The sequence below is a fragment of the Oleiphilus sp. HI0132 genome (assembly GCF_001635845.1).
Map to the genome: position 1 here is coordinate 1 of NZ_LWGJ01000164.1, position 1305 is coordinate 1305.

The following is a 1305-nucleotide window of genomic DNA, read 5'->3' on the forward strand; positions in this document are numbered from 1 at the left end:
TCCTGGCTTCCATCTTTGCCACGCAGCTTCTTTTTCAAATATCGTTCAATGTTATCGACACCAGTAATCGGGTCATCGACAAGTAAACCTAGTGATAGAATCAAAGCAAATAAGGTCACACGGTTAATGGTATAACCAAAAGCCATATCCAAGGCCAAGGTCACCCCGTAACTAATGGGTACCGCAATACCACCAAATATATTAACCAATACTGCTTTTACATTGTCGTCAGACAAAATAATTTTGAATGCTTCTGAAACACGTTCTTTCGTCGCACCGCCACCAACATCCAAGAAGTTAGCAGGCTTACCACCGTGCAAGTTAACGATATCCATCGTACCCATTGCAAGACCGGCACCGTTAACCATACAACCAACATTTCCGTCCAGAGCAACATAGTTCAATTCGAATTTAGCAGCATGTGCTTCACGCTCATCTTCTTGAGAAGGATCGTGCATTTCACGGATCTTAGGCTGACGATATAAAGCATTGCTATCAACGCCAATTTTTCCATCCAAGCAGTGGATGTTACCTTCGTCTGTAATGACTAGAGGGTTGATTTCTAATAGTGCGAAATCATGATCATTGAACATGTTCGACAAACCCATAAACACTTTTACGAACTGCTTGATCTGATCGCCTTCAAGACCTAACTTGAATGCAAGCTCACGACCTTGATACTGCTGTGGGCCAACCAGTGGATCAATTTCAGCTTTGTGAATCAATTCAGGCGTTTCTTCAGCAACAGTTTCAATTTCAACACCGCCTTCAGTAGAAGCCATAAACACTACGCGCTGAGACGCTCTATCTACGACGGCACCCAAGTACAATTCGTTAGCAATATCAGTGCAACTTTCAACAAGAATTTTTGCAACTGGCTGACCACTCTCGTCTGTTTGATACGTGACAAGATTCTTACCCAACCAGCTCTCAGCAAAGGCCTTGATCTCTTCTTTGGACTTAACCAGCTTAACGCCACCTGCTTTACCACGGCCACCTGCGTGAACCTGGCACTTCACTACCCACATATCGCCGCCAATTTTATCGGCTGCAGCAGCCGCTTCGTCAGCTGTGTCACATGCATAACCTGTAGAAACAGGCAGTCCGTATTCAGCAAAGAGTTGTTTTGCCTGATACTCGTGTAAATTCATAATTCATTCCGTCATTTAATTGATTAATGCCACTCGTATTAAGTGGCCGGACAAAATCTCGGTCAATCCTTAACCGATCACATTGCGCCACTCATTGCTGGCACAGCGTAAATCCCTTTTCTTTCCCGTGTTATGTTCGCACTAGCCCCGCTTA

1 protein-coding gene is annotated in these 1305 nt (G+C 44.3%); it reads right to left on the reverse strand.

Annotated features, from left to right (window positions below; translation table 11 throughout):
- A partial coding sequence (sucC, locus tag A3766_RS02095; RefSeq protein WP_156508618.1) for an ADP-forming succinate--CoA ligase subunit beta occupies positions 1 to 1151 on the reverse strand: 1151 nt, incomplete at its 3' end.
- Positions 1152 to 1305 lie beyond the last annotated feature (154 nt).